The organism is Streptomyces sp. NPDC037100 (genome assembly GCF_055606225.1).
This window is the reverse complement of the sequence record NZ_JBVJSX010000011.1, coordinates 90,029-104,973: the sequence shown is the minus strand read 5'-3', so window position 1 is coordinate 104,973 and position 14,945 is coordinate 90,029. Positions and strand designations below refer to the sequence as shown.

Here is a 14,945-nt window from a genome sequence, read left to right as displayed (position 1 = left end):
CGGGGCGTCGTCGTCCGACACATAAACTAGCGGCGATAGTTTTCTCGCGCCAGACGTCCCGGGGTGCCGGGACCCGGATGCCGCAGGGCCATCACAGCACGGCGCGGGTCCCGCCCGAAGGTGCGGCTCCTCACTCCCCCAGGTCGGGCAGCCGCGCCGGATGCGGGCAGATGCGGTCGCCGTGCCGGTCGAAGACGAAGAGGTGGGCGAGGTCCACGAGGAGCGGCACCTGCATGCCGTGACGCAGCGCCAGGTCCGGGGTGGTACGGACGATCAGGTCCCCGGGCAGGCGGGCGTCGGCGGTCACGGTCCGCTGTGCGTCCTCGGGACGGTCCAGGGCGATCACGGGTCCGGCCCGTCCGGCTCCGGACCGCTCCCGCAGCCGCGTGAGGACCGAGCCGTCGCGGCGCCGCCGGGCGGGGCGGCCGGGGCGGGGGCGCGCGGCCTCCAGTTCGGGGACGACGGCCGGGCTGGAGCCGGTGTCGAAGTGGACGAGGATCTCGTGCCCCTGGAACTCCACGTGCTCGACCAGGCCGGTGATCGGCACCTCGCCGGGGCGGGCAGCGCTGTGGTTGGCGATCCGGACGGCCTCCGAGCGCAGGCCGACGATGACCTCGCGGCCCTGCTGGACGCGCAAGAGTTGGTGGTCGAGGGAGAGCGGCTCCGGCAGGCGCAGGAACTGCTTGCCCAGGCTGATGGTCATCGCCCCGTCGAGCGGGGCGCGCACCAGGCCGCGCAGCAGGTTGATGCGCGGGGTGCCGATGAACGCGGCGACGAAGACGTTGCCGGGCAGCGCGTAGACCACGCGGGGGCTGTCGACCTGCTGCAGCACACCGCCGCGCAGCACCGCGACCCGGTCGCCGAGCGACATGGCCTCGGCCTGGTCGTGGGTGACGTAGATCGTGGTGACGCCCAGCTCCTGGGTGAGCCGGGAGATCTCGGCCCGCAGACGGGTGCGGAGCTTGGCGTCGAGGTTGGACAGCGGCTCGTCCATCAGGAAGGCGGAGGGGTGGCGGGAGATGGCCCGGCCCATCGCGACCCGCTGGCGCTCACCGCCGGACAGCTGCCCGGGCAGACGGTCCAGGAGGTCCTCGATGCCCAGCATGCGGGCGGTGGCGTCCACCCGGGGGCGATGGTCCGCACCCGGGGACTCGATGCGCAGCGGGAAGCAGATGTTGTCGCGGGAGGTCATGTTCGGGTAGAGGGCGAAGTTCTGGAAGACCATCGCCATGTCCCGGCCGGACGGCGGCAGGTCGTTGGCGTACTGGCCGTCGAGCAGCAGCCGGCCCTCGTCGATCTCCTCCAGCCCGGCGATCATTCGGAGCACGGTCGACTTGCCGCAGCCGGACGGGCCGAGCAGCACGAGGAACTCGCCGGGCGCGATGTCCAGCGTCAGCCGGTCCACCACACGGGGACCCCGCGGGTAGGCCTTGCTCACGTCGTGCAGGGAGATGGCGCGTGTCATGAGGGGCCCCCGAGAGGTCATCAGGGCGATGGTGCTCCGCGGTCGGAAGCCCCGTGCGGGTCGTACGGGGCTGTGAGTCACGGAAGTTAACGGAATGTACGCGGTCGGGGGAAGACATCGGGCGAGATCGGGGGCTTCGGTCCATCTGGTGAGAAGGCGGGCGGCCCGGCCCGGCCGTCAGCCGGACCGGACCGGATCAGCGGATGCCGGTGAGATGGGCGAAGACGACCAGGTTCCCGGAGTAGCCCTTCCTGCGGTCGTAACTGCCGCCGCAGGTGATCAGCCGCAGCTCGGGGCGGCCCCGGGCGCCGTACACCTCCTGGCTCGGGAAGTGCGCCTTCTCGTACGACTTGATCCTGTCGACCGTGTAGACGGCCGTCCGCCCATCGGCGCGCCGGGCCTTGATGATCCGGCCCCGCTTCAGCTCGGCCAGCCCCGCGAAGACGGCGGGGCCGCTGTCGGTGTCCAGATGCCCGACGGCCACGGCGGTGCCCCGCTCGCCGGGCGAGGCGCCGGGCCGGTACCAGCCGACGAGCTTGGGGTCGTCGTCCGGCGGGGCGGTGAGGCGACGGTCGCGGTCGAGGCCCAGGTCCATGACCGGGGCGTCGAGGCCGAGGTAGGGGATGAGGAGACGAGTGGCCCGGGAACGGGGCAGGGGGTGCAGGCCTGCCGGCGGGTGGGGCTTCCGGAGGGCGGGTGCGGCGGGCTCGGGAGCGCGACGCTGGGTGGTGCCCGCGGGTCGGCCGGGGGGCGTGGCGGGCTTGGCTCCGCGGAGCCCTGGGGCACCGGCCCCTGGGGCGCGGCTCCCGGGGGTGGCGGGGCCGGGGCTGCGGACTCCGGAGGGGGTGGGGCCCGGCGTGCGGGAGCCGGGGGTGCGAGCCGGTGTCCTGGCGGATGCGGGAGCCTCGGCCGGGCCGGTGCGGGGACCGGGGTCGAGGTTGGCGGGGCCGGCCGGGAGGGCAGCGGCTCCGGGGGCGCCGGGCGCGGCGGTCTTGCCCGTGCCGGAGGTGCCCGGCAGGGCGGCGTTGCCCGTGGGGGTGGGACCCGGCAGGGCGGCCGTGCCCTTGTCGGCGCCGGCCGGGCGGTCACTCGTGCCCGGGCCTGTGCCTGTGCCAGTACCCCTGCCCGTGCCCGACGGCCGGTCGGCCGTGCCGGGGCCGGCCGGGTGGGCGGCCGTGGTGAAGTCCGGCGGCGCGGCCGTGACCGTCGTCGCGCCGGGCTCTTCCCCCCGGTCCCAGCAGACCCCGGCCACCACCAGCAGCGAGACGGCCATCACGATCGTCCGCGTCAGCCGGTAGGCACGTGTCCGGTACCAGGGCCTGCGCGAGCGCCCGGGCCACCCCCCGGGCACGCCGCCGGGTGCCGCGTACCGCCTCGCCGGGACGGCGCCGCTGCCCGAGCCGGAAGCACGCCGGACCACCGGGACCGCAGCACGTCCGGCCCCGCGCCGAAGCTCTCGGACATCGTCATGGCCGGTCCCGCGCCGCCCCGACGGCACTCGACCGGGGCCCGCCTCGCCCCTGCGCCGAACGACCGGAGCGTCGGCAGGCCCTGAGCCGGGCCGGGCTCCGGGGCCTGTGGTGCCGCGCCGGCCCCCTGGAGCCGCTCCGGACCCGGTGCCGCCCCTACGCCGCCCCGACGGCACGGCGCCGGAACCGGAACCGGCCCCACGCCGAACCCACGGCACATCGCCGGAACCGGAACCAGCCCCACGCCGAACCGCCGAGGCGGCGCCGGAACCGGAACCGCCTCCCCGCCGCCTCACCGCCCCGGTGTCGGACCCGAGCGCGCCCCCGTCCCGGCCCGGCCGGGCGGAACCATCCGCGGAACCCGGCCTACGCGGCGCCATCGGAGCGGCGACGGAGCCGGAACCAGACCGTCCCGGCGACGGCGGCCAGGCCGACCGCGGCCGCGCCGGTGACCGGCGTGAAGGCCTCTCCGCGGGCGATGCCGCCACCGCCCGCGGGCGGGCCGCCGACCGGCGTCGTCGGCTTGGAGGTGGGGCAGTCGACCTTGAACACCTTGAACTTGCCGGCGCCGTGGGCCTGGTCGGTGAGCCACGTCAGCTTGTACTGCCCGTTGGGCAGATCGACGGCCTCGGTGCGGCCCATGCCGGTCGGGTCGGCGACGAAGCTGCCCGTGCGCGTGGCGCCGCCCGGGACCTCGGGCTGGGTCTGGATGGTCCAGTTGATCTGCTCACCCGCGTCGAAGTTGAACGCGGCGAGGTAGAAGTCGCAGACCTTCGGGTCGTTGCGCTGATTGACCGCGGCCGTCGTGCTGGCGTGGATCTTGACGTCTCCGTTGTCCCCCGGGATGGGAGCGGCGACGGCGGACATCCCGCTCAGGGTGGTCCCTGCGAGGGTGAGGGCGGCGATGACGGCGGTGCGGGTGCCGGCGCGGCGCGCGAGGGGTACGACGGGCATGAACATGCCTCCAAGTCAGATGATTTACATACAAACGCCTCGTCACCTGACTCTCTGTCACCTCACCGCCGAAAAGGCCGCAGCACCGCCCTACGACGCGTCAGATATCGCTCTTCCGGCGCAGCGTCGCCCCGCGCCCGAGAGACCTCCGCCCCCCACGGCCCTCACCACCCGACTTCTCCGGCTCATCGGCCCCGTCCGGCGCTTCACCCCGCTCATCCGGCTCCCGCGGCGACCGCACGGCGACCCCGGCGGACAGCAGCAACAGCACCCCGAGCATCACGAACGGCGCCGCCACACCCGCGACTCCGGCGATCAGCCCGGCCGCGGCGGGCGCGGCGACCTGGCCGAGCCGGTTGCCGGTCAGGCGCAGGGCCAGGGCCGTGGAACGGGCGTCGTCGGGGGCCGCCTGGACGACCGTCGTCATGGACAGCGGCTGACCGACCCCGAGGCAGAAGCCGAGCGCGACCAGCAGCAGCCCGAGCGCCCACACCGGCACCGGCACGGCGATGCCCGCGCACAGCAGGGCCGCCAGCAGACAGGTGAGCGTCAGCAGCAGGGGCCGGCCGAGGAGCCGCAGCAGGGGCGTCAGCACCAGGCGGCAGGCGATCGTCGCCGCGGCGCGCAGACTCAGCAGGATGCCGATCACGGACGGCGCGATGCCCCGGTGCTCGCCGACCACCGGCAGGTAGGCGGTCAGGATGTCGGTCGCGGACAGCACGGCCAGGCTGATGAGAATGCCCGCAGGCACCCCACGGGTGCGCAGGATGCCGCGGACCGGGACCCGGGCCCCCTTGTCCGCGCCGGACGGGGACGCCGTACGGCGATGTTCGATGCGCCACAGCGAGGTGAACGCGACCGCCGCGGTCGCGCCCGCCACGATCAGGGCGAGCGCGCTGCTGCCCGCCATGTCCTCACCGCCGATCAGCGCGCCCGCGGCGACCGGGCCGACCAGCTGGCCGAGGGCGGCGCCGATGGTGAAGTGGCCGAAGTTGCGGTCCTGTTCGTGCGGCGCGGACTGGCGGGCGACCAGGGACTGGGAGCCGATGACGAAGCACAGGTGCCCGAGGCCCATCACCCCGCTCCACAAGGCCATCGTCCACAGGGAGCCCGCCACGCCGCTGAGGGCGCAGCCGCCGGCTATGAGCACCACGCCGACCGGCAGCAGGGGCGCGCAGCGGCCGTGGTCCGTGCGGCGGCCCAGGGGCACGGCGGCGAACAGGGGCAGCAGCGCGTACACACCGGCGATGACACCGACAGCGCGCTCGTCCGCGCCCAACGCGAGGGCCCGGTAGGAGACGGCGGGCCGGGCCATCGACACCGCCCCCTGCGCGAAGGCGAAGGCGATGACGAGGCGGAGCAGCCAGCCGCGGTTCCCACCGGGCCTCACGTTGACGTCCTCCATGTGGTGGTTCAGATGATCCCGAACAGCATGCCCGCGCCGAGGATGACCAGGCAGGTGAGGGCGGCCCACTTCACGACGAACCTGGTGTGGTCGCCGAACTCGACCTTGGCCATGCCGACCAGGACGTAGACGGCCGGGACGAGCGGGCTGGACATGTGCAGCGGCTGGCCGACCAGCGAGGCGCGGGCCATCTCCAGCGGGCTGACCCCGTGCGCGGCACCCGCCTCGGCGAGGACGGGCAGGACACCGAAGTAGAAGCCGTCGTTCGACATGAAGTAGGTGAGCGGCAGGCTCAGGATGCCGGTGACGAGGGCCATGTGCGGGCCCATGCTGCCGGGGATGACGTCCACCATCCACTTGGCCATGTGGTCGACCATGCCGGTGCCCTGCAGGACGCCGGTGAAGACGGCGGCGGCGAAGACCATGCCGGAGACGTTCAGGACGTTGTCGGCGTGGGCGGCCAGGCGGGCCTTCTGGTCGGGGATGTGCGGGAAGTTCACGGAGAGGACGAGCGCGGCACCGATCAGGAACAGCACCGGGATCGGCAGCCACTCCATGATCATGGCGGTGAGCAGGCCGACCGTGAGCAGCGCGTTGAACCAGTACAGCTTGGGGCGCAGAGTGGGCCGGTTCGGGTCGAGGCCCTGGAAGGCGCCGTCGTCACCGGAGGCGGCGGAGCCCGTGGCGCCCGCGGGGGCGTCCGTGCCGGAGCCCGTGGCGCCCGCGGGGGCGTCCGTGCCGGAGCCCGCGGCGCCCGTGCCGACCTTGCGCATCGAGACCTTGCCGTCGCCGGAGGCACCGGAGCCGACGAGGACCGTCTCGGCCTCCTTCTCCTCCTCCAGCACCTCGTCCAGCGTCAGCACGCCGAGCCGCCGGCGCTCACGCACGCCGAGCACGTAGGACAGGATGAAGACGAAGAGCAGGCCGACCAGGAGCGCCGGGATCATCGGGACGAAGATGTCACTGGCGTCGACCTTCAGCGCGGTCGCGGCGCGGGCGGTCGGGCCGCCCCAGGGGAGGGTGTTCATCACGCCGTTGGCCATCGCGGCGACACCGGTCATCACGACCAGGCTCATCTTCAGGCGCTTGTACAGCGGGTACATCGCCGAGACGGTGATCATGAAGGTGGTCGAGCCGTCGCCGTCCAGCGACACGATGGCGGCGAGCACGGCGGTGCCGACGACGATCCGCATCGGGTCGGCTTTACAGAATTTGAGGATTCCGCGGACGATCGGGTCGAAGAGACCGACGTCGATCATCACGCCGAAGTAGACGATCGCGAACATGAGCATCGCCGCGGTGGGGGCGAGGTCGGTCACGCCGTCGAGGACGTAGTCACCGAGCTTGGGGCCCTTGCCGACGAACACGCAGAAGAGCGCGGGAATCAGCACGAGCGCCGCGATCGGCGACATCTTCTTCATCATGATCAGGACCAGGAAGGTCGCGATCATGGCGAAGCCGAGGATGGTCAGCATGAGTGGATACCTAACGTTCGCCCTTGAACATCCCACCAGGGCCGGCGGTTCCCGAGACGTTAGGTCCCGTCAAGCAGCGTTAACAAGACGTTGACGTGCGAGCAATAAGCGCAAAACTGCTGGTCACAGCTTTGCTCAGGTCAGAGCGGTGAGCTTTTCGGTCACCGGAGCACATTCGGCGGGGCTCTCGGGGGTGACCTCGACGGGCACGCCGTTGAGGACCGCGTTGCCCGACAGCGGGTCCAGAAGGCGGCCGTCGAGGAGCTGGTTGACGTTGACGCCGGGGTCCTTGGAGGCGTGGCCGAGGCGGGTGCCGGGACGGTCGTGACCCCAGCCGTGCGGCAGGCTCACCACGCCCCGGCGGACGCTGTCCGTGACCTCGGCGGGTGCGACGACCTCTCCCCCGGCGCCCTTCACGCGCACGGCGGCCCCGTCCTGGACGCCCAGCCGCTCGGCGTCCTCGGGGTGGAGGTGCAGGGTGCAGCGGTTGGAGCCGCCGGTGAGGGAGGGCACGTTGTGCATCCAGCTGTTGTTCGAACGCAGATGGCGCCGGCCGACCAGGACGAGTCCTTCGGGGCGTTCGGCCAGGGCGGCGCGCAGCCGGGGCAGGTCGCCCACGATCGGGCCGGGGAGCAGCTCCACCTGGCCGCTGCGGGTCTTCAGGGGCTGCGGCAGACGGGGGCGCAGCGGGCCGAGGTCGATGCCGTGCGGGTGCGCGAGCAGCTTCTCCAGGCTGAGTCCGTCCGGCCGGGCGCCGAAGCCGTCGCCGTAGGGGCCGAGGCGCAGCATCATGTCGAGCCGGCGCTCCGGGCCGGTGTCGCCGGTGAGCCGGCCGGCGAGCTCGCGCGGGTCGCTGCCGTATACGGGCGAGTGCGGTTCCTGGACCGCCTTGCCGAGGGTCTGGTCGATGACCATCTGGTCGACCGCGGCGGGATCAGCCCCGTGCATACCGGTCACGGCCAGGATCAGCCGGGCCAGGATCTCCGTCTCGGCCATGCGGCCGGGCTCCAGGGGGACCGCCGGGCGGGTGTAGCGGACCTGGTTGCGCACGGCGAGGGTGTTGAAGGCGAAGTCGTGGTGGGGGCTCTGGGAGGGCGGGGGCGGGGGCAGGATCACATCGGCGTGGCGCGAGGTCTCGTTGAGGTACGGGTCGACGCTGACCATGAAGTCGAGCGAGTCGAGCGCCTTGTCGAGCCGGTCGCCGTCGGGCGCGGACAGCACGGGGTTGGCGGCCACGGAGATCAGCGCGCGCACCGGCTCGCCCTCCTCGGTGGCGGTGTCGATCTCCTCCGCGAGGGCCGACAGGGGGAGCTCGGCCTTCGCCTCGGGGTGGCGGCTCACCCGGGAGTGCCAGCGTCCTAGGGCGAAGCCGCGGCCGGGTCCGGCGGGGCGCGGGGTCTTGTCGGTGGCGGCCTGCGGGAAGAGCGCGCCGCCGGGCCGGTCGAGATTGCCGGTGAGGATGTTCAGGACGTCGACGAGCCAGCTGGCGAGGGTGCCGTGCGGGACGGTGCAGCTGCCGATGCGGCCGTAGACGGCGGCGGTGGGGGCGGCGGCCAGGTCGCGGGCGAGTGTGCGGATGACGCCGGCCTCGACGTCACAGGCCTCGGCGACGGCTTCGGGGGTGAACTCCGCCAGTTCGCGGGCCAGTTCCTCGATGCCCTGCACGTGCGGCGTCGGGTCGACGAGACCCTCGTCGAAGAGCACCCGTGCCATCGCCGCCAGCAGCAGCGCGTCGGTGCCGGGCCGGACGGCGACGTGAAGGTCGGCGAGCTTGGCGGTGCGGGTGCGCCGCGGGTCGATCACGACGAGGGTGCCGCCCCGGGCCTTGAGCGCCTTGAGTTTGCCCGGGAAGTCGGCGGCGGTGCACAGACTGCCGTTGGACTCCAGCGGGTTGGCGCCGATCAGGAGCAGATGGTCGGTGTGGTCGAGGTCGGGCACCGGGATGGCGTTCGCGTCGCCGAAGAGGAGGCCGCTGGAGACGTGCTTGGGCATCTGGTCGACCGTGGAGGCGGTGAAGACGCTGTGGGTGCCGAGCCCGGCGAGCAGGACGGCCGGGTAGAGGGCGCCGGCCATGGTGTGCACGTTGGGGTTGCCGAGCACGACCCCGACGGAGTGCGGGCCGTGTCGCTCCACGACGGGCCGGACACCCGCCGCGACGGCGTCGAAGGCCTCCTCCCAGGTGGCCTCGCGCAGTTCCCCGTCCCGACGCACGAGCGGCGTGCGCAGCCGGTCGGGGTCGGAGTCGACCGCCCCGAAGGAGGCGCCCTTGGGGCAGATGAAGCCCCGGCTGAACACGTCGTCGCGGTCACCTCGGGCGTGGGTGACGCGCGTGCCCTCGATGGTGAGGGTCAGGCCGCAGGTGGCCTCGCACAGGGGGCAGATACGCAGGGCGGTGCGGGACACGGGTCCTCCCGGGGCGGCGGCTACGGTGACGCACTGACGCGCCCGAGCATACCGACCGGTATGAACGGCGGGGAGGTCCTGGCGGGACCGGCTTCAGTCCAGCACCCGGGCGAGATAGGCCCGCAGCATCTCCCGTGCCTCGCCGATGATCCGCTGGTCCCCCTCCGGTGCGACCCGGAACGCCAGGTGCACGAGGGTGTCCGCGGTCTCGACCGCTATGAGGAAGACGCGCCGCAGATCGTCGTCGGGTTCGCGGTCGAGATAGCCGGAGAGGAGTTCGGTGAGGCGGTCGGCGACGCGGTGGTTGGGTTCGGCCTGGCGGGCGCCGACCGGGATCTGGTTGCCGAAGTCGACGAGGGAGAAGCCGGGCGCGGTGCGCTTCATGTCCAGGTACTCGTCGAGCACGACGTCCATGGCCGTGCGCCAGTCCCCGTCCTCGCCGGCGTCCCGCAGACGCTGCGTGACGCGCTCGGAGTACCGCTCGAGGTTGCGCTGGGCGAGGGCATCGACCATCTGGCGCTTGTTGCCGAAGAAGCGGTAGACCGAGCCGATCGGGACCGAGGCCCGCTGGGCGACGGCACGGGTGCTCAGGGCGTCGTAGCCCACCTCGTCGAGGAGGTCGGCGCAGGAGTCGAGGATCCTGGTCAGGCGTTCGGCACTGCGCCGCTGCACGGGCGCACGTCGGAGCGATGTCGCGTGGGGCACGGGCTTCATGATGCCCCTCGACCGCGATCCGGTGAACCTCGGTCCCCGGACGCACCCCGGCCTCGGTCCGGTACACCTTGGACCTCGGATGCACCCCGGCCTCGGTCCGGTGCACCTTGGACCTCGGAGGCACCCCGCCCGAGGTCCGGTGCACCTCGGCCCCCGGCGTCCGCGCCCGGGGTCCGGGCCTTGCGCCGGGAGGCGGCATCCGGCGTCACCCCCGGGCCCGGCTCCGACGCGGTGATGTCTGCCGTGCTCTCCACGGGCTTGCCGTCCACCGCCCACACGGTGCCGTCGTCGGCGTGGAGACGAGCCGTGACGTGGTGCGTGCCGCGCGGCACGAGGCGGGCGTCCAGCCGGTAGGTGGAGGTGCGCAGCCGGGTCACGGGGCGGCCGTCGACGAAGAGGTGCGCGAGACCGCGCCCGGCCACCGCACGGGCTGCCGCACCGGCCGGTGAGAAGCGGAAGTTGCGCACGGTGAGGCGTACGTCCCAGCCGCCGGCCGCGTCGGGCTGCACCTCGACCCCCACGTCGGGGGCGCCCTCGGGTGCCACTTCACGCAGGGGCTGCCCGTCCTGGTCCCGGCCCTCCAGGATCTGGCCGATCGGTGCGGACGACACACCGCCCTCCCGGGCGTCACCGGTGCCGCAGCCCGCGGACCCGGCCAGGAGGAGGACACAGCCCGCGAGCGCGGCGCAAAGTCTCCGTGTCCACGACATGTTCGGGAGCGTAGAACACACGTCCGCCCCTGCGGATCATTCTCAAGTCGGGTTCCGGTCATCCGCGAAGAGGAGGGCGCGCGCCCCTCTTGCGTCGGGGAAACCGCAATCCTACGGTGTGGCATAGGAATCAGACCGCAAGGGAGCAGCGATCATGGGCGATGGGGGCACCACCCGCGCGAGCGCGTTCGAGCACGGGGGAGCGCGGAAGACCGCCGAAGGGCTGGCCTACCTCTCCGGCTTCGGCAACGAGCACAGCTCGGAGGCCGTCCCGGGCGCACTGCCCGAGGGCCGCAACTCGCCCCAGCGAGCCCCGCTCGGACTGTACGCGGAGCAGCTGAGCGGTACGGCGTTCACCGAGCCGCGGGCCCACAACCGCCGCTCGTGGCTGTACCGGATCCGCCCGTCGGCCGCGCACCCGGCGTTCACCCGGACCCACAACGGGACGGTCCGCACCGCCCCCTTCACCCAGACCGTGCCCGATCCCAACCGGCTGCGCTGGAACCCGCTGCCCGACCCGGCGCCCGAGACCGACTTCCTGGCGGGCCTGTGGACCCTGGGCGGCAACGGCGACGCCACCCAGCGCACCGGCGTCGCCGTGCACCTCTACACCGCCAACGCCTCGATGGACCGGGTGTTCAGCGACGCCGACGGCGAACTGCTGATCGTCCCGGAGCGCGGCGGGCTGCTGCTGCACACCGAGTTCGGTCTGCTCCATGTGGAGCCGGGACATGTCGCGCTCATCCCGCGTGGGGTCCGCTTCCGTGTGGAGCTCTTGGACACGGCGTCCGACGGCGGGCCGAGCCCGGCCTCCCGCGGCTATGTGTGCGAGAACTACGGCGCGCCCTTCCGCCTCCCCGACCTGGGGCCGATCGGCGCCAACGGGCTCGCCAACCCCCGGGACTTCCGCGCACCCGTCGCCGCCTACGAGGACGTCGAGGGCCCGGTGGAGGTGGTGAACAAGTTCTGCGGCAACCTGTGGACCGCCACCTACGACCACTCCCCCCTCGACGTCGTCGCCTGGCACGGCAACCACGTGCCGTACGTCTACGACCTGCGCCGCTTCAATGTGCTCGGCACCCTCACCTACGACCACCCGGACCCGTCGATCTTCACGGTGCTCACGTCCCCGTCGGACACCCCGGGCCTGGCCGGTGTCGACTTCGTGGTGTTCGCGCCGCGCTGGCTGGTGGGCGAGGACACGTTCCGGCCGCCGTACTTCCACCGGAACGTGATGAGCGAGTACATGGGCCTCATCGAGGGTGCGTACGACGCGAAGGCGGAGGGCTTCGTGCCGGGCGGCGGGTCGCTGCACAACATGATGTCGGCGCACGGCCCGGACCGGGAGACCTTCGACCGGGCGAGCGCCGCCGAGCTGAAGCCGCAGAAGATCGACGACGGCCTGGCGTTCATGTTCGAGACGCGCTGGCCGCTCACCCTCACCCCGCACGCGGCCCGCGCGGAGCACCTCCAGCAGCGCTACGACGACGTCTGGCAGGGCCTGGAGCGGCACTTCCGACCCTGCGGAGATCCGTCAGAAGCCCCCTTGCACTGATCATTTCTTACCGGTACGGATGGCTCGTGACCTCCTTCGCCCCGGACTCGATCGTCCTGAACCGCAAGCTGCCGCTCTGGTACCAGGTGTCGCAGTCGCTGCGCGCCTCGATCCTCGGCCGCTCGCCGCAGGACCCTCTGCGGCTGCCCACCGAGGAGCAGCTGGCCGGGCACTACGGCGTGAGCGTGCTGACCATGCGGCAGGCGCTGAAGGAGCTGGAGGACGAGGGACTGATCACGCGCCACCGCCGGCGGGGCACGTTCATCGAGCCGCACGCGCGCCGGGGTTCCCCGGTGCGCCTGCTCGGCTCGGTGGACGCGATCGTGGCCCAGCAGTCCGGCATGACGTCCGAACTGCTGGACCACGGCAGCGCGCCCGTGCCGGGCGAACTCGCCGAGTTCTTCCCGGATGTGCGGGAGGTGTCGACGTACCACCGCCTGCGCAGCGACGAGAAGACCGGCGAGCCGACGAATCACGCCCGCAACTACGTCCGCCCCGAACTGGCCGCGCGGATCGACCTGGACGACCTCGTCCGGTGGCCCATGACCAAGGTGCTGCGGGACGTGGTGGGGGCGGACATCAGCCGCATCACGGACACGGTGGAGGCGCGGCTGGCCGACCCGGAGACCTCGAAACTGCTCCAAGTCCCCCTGCTGAGCCCGATCCTGCACTACACCGGAGTGACCTACGACGCCGCCGGGCGGCCCCTGGACGTGGCCGTCATCCACTACCGCGGGGATCGTTTCTCCTTCACGGTGACCCTGGACGCCACGTGAGCGCTCCACTGGAAGCGCCCCGTCCGTCCGCGCGCCGGCGGGGGCCGGCCGCGCCGTTCCCCGCGCTCCTTCGGGGCGCGGGACACGTCGTACGATGCCCTGCGTGACGCACGACGACGCTCCGCTGCTGGCGGACCTCATGCCGTGGTCCGTCGCACCGCCGCGGCTCGGCCGGGGCTGGCCGGCGGCGCCGGACACGGCGTCCCTGAAGGCCCGCTGGGACGCCTTGGTGAAGGCCGAGGGGCCGGACCGCGAGGCCCTGTTCGAGCCGACCCGCTCGCGCACGCTGCACACGGCGGTCGGCCAGTTGCCCGGCCTGGCCGGCAGCGGCACCGAGAAACTGGTGCGCGCCTCGGGGCCCTGCCCGGAGCCGGTGCGCGTCCTGCTCGCGCCCTACGACGAGCAGTGGCTCATCCCCGACCAGCGGCTGATCGACGCGGCCCGCCCCGAGCTGTGGCGGGTGGCGGACGAGCCGCAGGTCTTCGTGCTGGAGACGCCCGAGGCCGACCCGCCCCTGCTCGCCACCTCGCTGCTCCCGCTGGTGCGCCCCGGCCGGATCCGTCCGCTCTTCCGGCGCCCGGGCGGCCGCGAGCCCAATCTGGCCCCGGGCCTGCTGGATTACCTCGGCACCCGCCTGGGCGGCACCCCGACGCCGCTGGACGTACTCGCCTGGATCACGGCCACGGCCCGCCCGGATCTCACCGTTCCGCTCACCGGGGACGCCGGCGCGTGGGAGCGGGGCCTCGAGCTGGGTCACCGGCTGCTGTGGCTGATGCGCCGCGACGGCGATCGCCCGAAGCTCCCCGGCGGCCGCCGCCCCTACGTGCGTGCCCCGCTGCCCTCCCGGCCGGTGGCGCTGCGCTACGACCGGGACGAGGAGGCCTTGTTCCTGGACGAGGGCCGTATCTCCCCGGTCCCTCCGGAGGCCTGGGACTTCGAGGTGGGCGGGGTGCGCGTCCTGCAGGAGTGGTTCGCCACCCGCGTCGCCGCCCCCGAGCCGGGCACGCTGGCGGCGATCCGTCCCGCCACCTGGCCCCAGACCTGGACGTCGGAGCTGCTGGAGCTGATCACCGTCCTCGCGCTGCTGGCCGAGCTGCGCCCGCTGGAGGGACCGGAGGTCCGCGACCCGGTCACGGCGACGGAGTTGCGCGAGGCGGGCGTCCTGCCGGTGCCGAGCGGGGCCCGCCGCCCGGCGTCGGTGCTGGAGGGGCCCGAGGAGGGTCCCGAGGGGCAACTGGCGCTGCTCTAGCACCGCCCCGGGGGACACCCCTCAGCGCAGCTCCGGGTCGAAGGCGTCCAGGACGCGTTCGAGGGCCCGCCGGAACACCGCCTCCAGATCGACCGGCCCGCTCTGCTCCGTGAAGGCCGCGGTCAGCCGCGGATACGCGCCGGTGGCGATCTGGCTGCCCAGGTAGGCCATGCGGACGGCGTTCTCCTCCTCGGCCGTCCACGGCATGGACCGGGTGCGTTCGGCGGTCGCGATGTCGTTCCCGGTGTACGTCGTCACGACGCCGTTGAGCAGCGCGACCAGCTCCGTCTTCGTACCGGCCGGCACGTCGAGCGGTTCGAGGCAGGCCAGGCAGTGCTCCAGGTAGCGCAGGGTGTTGGGGCTGAAGCCGAAGACCCCCGGCATCAGGCGCGGCACCCAGGTGTGGCGGTGCATGATGGCGCGCGTCTCCTCGGCGTTGCGCAGCATGTCGGCGCGCCAGTCGCCCGTGGGCTCGAACATCTCGTGCTCGGCACCGATGGCGTCGATCATCAGCTCGTACAAGTCCTCCTTGCGGGGGACGTAGTTGTACAGCGACATCGTGCCGCAGCCCAGTTCCGCGGCGACATGCCGCATGGTGACCCCGTCCAGCCCCTCCGCGTCGGCGATCCGCACGGCGGCCGCCGCGATGTCGGCGCGGGTGAACGCCGGTTTCGGCCCACGGCCGGTGCGCTCGGGGCGCGCCCAGATCACTTCGGGTACGGCCGCTCGGCCCGCCATCGATCATCACCTCGGCCACCATCCTAGTTACG

At 73.0% G+C, this 14,945-nt stretch carries 12 protein-coding genes; 3 read left to right on the top strand and 9 right to left on the bottom strand.

Annotated features, from left to right (window positions below):
• Nucleotides 1-130: 130 nt before the first annotated feature.
• From ACZ7EG_RS30805 to ACZ7EG_RS30770, 8 genes are all read right to left on the bottom strand, one after another.
• Entirely contained in the window at nt 131-1,465 is a 1,335-nt protein-coding gene (locus ACZ7EG_RS30805; RefSeq protein WP_471085971.1) for an ABC transporter ATP-binding protein, read from the bottom strand.
• A gap of 196 nt (nt 1,466-1,661) precedes the next feature.
• Nucleotides 1,662-2,738, bottom strand: coding sequence for a class F sortase (locus ACZ7EG_RS30800; RefSeq protein WP_471085968.1), 1,077 nt, complete (start codon nt 2,736-2,738; stop codon nt 1,662-1,664).
• A gap of 562 nt (nt 2,739-3,300) precedes the next feature.
• Nucleotides 3,301-3,888: a hypothetical protein gene (locus ACZ7EG_RS30795; protein WP_471085965.1), complete on the bottom strand. Its 588-nt coding sequence runs from the start codon at nt 3,886-3,888 to the stop codon at nt 3,301-3,303.
• A 100-nt stretch (nt 3,889-3,988) separates the two neighbouring features.
• A complete protein-coding gene (locus ACZ7EG_RS30790) occupies nt 3,989-5,278 on the bottom strand; it encodes an MFS transporter (protein ID WP_471085962.1) in 1,290 nt (429 codons plus the stop codon).
• Nucleotides 5,279-5,301: 23 nt separating this feature from the next.
• The gene (locus tag ACZ7EG_RS30785) at nt 5,302-6,768 is read right to left on the bottom strand and encodes a CitMHS family transporter (protein WP_471085959.1); all 1,467 of its coding nucleotides are present in this window, start codon (nt 6,766-6,768) and stop codon (nt 5,302-5,304) included.
• 135 nt (nt 6,769-6,903) lie between these two features.
• On the bottom strand, nt 6,904-9,171 hold the full coding sequence (locus ACZ7EG_RS30780) for a molybdopterin oxidoreductase family protein (RefSeq protein WP_471085956.1): 2,268 nt from the start codon (nt 9,169-9,171) through the stop codon (nt 6,904-6,906).
• Between the two features lie 93 nt (nt 9,172-9,264).
• Nucleotides 9,265-9,885 (bottom strand): TetR/AcrR family transcriptional regulator, encoded by a 621-nt coding sequence (locus ACZ7EG_RS30775; RefSeq protein WP_471085953.1) that lies wholly within the window; start codon nt 9,883-9,885, stop codon nt 9,265-9,267.
• The gene (locus ACZ7EG_RS30770; protein ID WP_471085950.1) at nt 9,882-10,595 is read right to left on the bottom strand and encodes a hypothetical protein; all 714 of its coding nucleotides are present in this window, start codon (nt 10,593-10,595) and stop codon (nt 9,882-9,884) included. Before ACZ7EG_RS30770 ends, ACZ7EG_RS30775 begins: the two co-directional genes overlap by 4 nt.
• Before the next feature lie 154 nt (nt 10,596-10,749).
• On the opposite strand from ACZ7EG_RS30770, the gene hmgA reads away from it, so the two are divergent.
• From hmgA to ACZ7EG_RS30755, 3 genes are all read left to right on the top strand, one after another.
• A complete protein-coding gene (gene hmgA, locus ACZ7EG_RS30765) occupies nt 10,750-12,150 on the top strand; it encodes a homogentisate 1,2-dioxygenase (protein WP_471085947.1) in 1,401 nt (466 codons plus the stop codon).
• Between the two features lie 26 nt (nt 12,151-12,176).
• Complete coding sequence (locus tag ACZ7EG_RS30760; RefSeq protein ID WP_471085944.1) at nt 12,177-12,926, top strand: GntR family transcriptional regulator; 750 nt, start codon at nt 12,177-12,179, stop codon at nt 12,924-12,926.
• A 94-nt stretch (nt 12,927-13,020) separates the two neighbouring features.
• Nucleotides 13,021-14,175 (top strand): type ISP restriction/modification enzyme, encoded by a 1,155-nt coding sequence (locus ACZ7EG_RS30755; protein WP_471085941.1) that lies wholly within the window; start codon nt 13,021-13,023, stop codon nt 14,173-14,175.
• 21 nt (nt 14,176-14,196) lie between these two features.
• On the opposite strand, the gene ACZ7EG_RS30750 is transcribed toward ACZ7EG_RS30755, so the two are convergent.
• The gene (locus ACZ7EG_RS30750; protein WP_389969062.1) at nt 14,197-14,913 is read right to left on the bottom strand and encodes a TetR/AcrR family transcriptional regulator; all 717 of its coding nucleotides are present in this window, start codon (nt 14,911-14,913) and stop codon (nt 14,197-14,199) included.
• Nucleotides 14,914-14,945: the final 32 nt, after the last annotated feature.